1 pseudogene is annotated in these 623 nt (G+C 65.2%); it reads left to right on the top strand.

What is annotated here, in order from left to right:
- Positions 1-623 (top strand): annotated as a pseudogene (locus Mhypo_RS18815) (transposase family protein); the annotation flags it as partial.

The raw sequence follows: 623 nt of genomic DNA on the forward strand, positions 1-623 counted from the left end.
CCCAAGGCTTCAAGCTCCCCAGGCTACCTGGCCGCAAAGTCTACGCTCAAAGCCTACTTCCCCTCCCTGCCCCACCTCTCCCGCTTCTACCGGGTTCTCCAAATAGCCCACGTCCTTTGGGCCCATCTCGCCCATCGTTTGGCCGGGGGAATAGGTCTTCTCCAGGTGGTGGACCTCAAGCCCCTCCCCCTGGTCCACGGCCTGCGCCTTCCCGATGCGGCCATGGAGGTGGGCCCTTGGGGGGCTTTGGGGGGTACGTGCTGCTGCCGGTGATGAACGAGCGGGGCCTTTTCTTTCGCTGGGCCCTCCTGCCCGGGAACGCCCGGGAGACCTGGGGGAGGGAACTTGTAGACGACCTACCTGCGGTGCTGGGGGACCGAGGCTTCCGCTGGGTCCAGGGGGTTCTGACACCTCCCTACCGGCTCAGGGGAGGGCGGGTGGTAGAGGCGGGGTGGCAAGGGTGGATGGGGAGAGTCAGGAACTGGATCGAGACCCGGTTCAGCGCGATGGTACGCTCTTTGGGACTCCATCGGATTGAAGCCCGCTCCTACTGGGGGCTGGTGGCCCGGGTGAACCTCATCCTGCTGGTCCACAACCTCATCCGCAGCCGGGTACTTCTCAAA

Origin of the sequence: Meiothermus hypogaeus (assembly GCF_003574035.1) — a bacterium.
Lineage (GTDB): Bacteria > Deinococcota > Deinococci > Deinococcales > Thermaceae > Meiothermus > Meiothermus hypogaeus.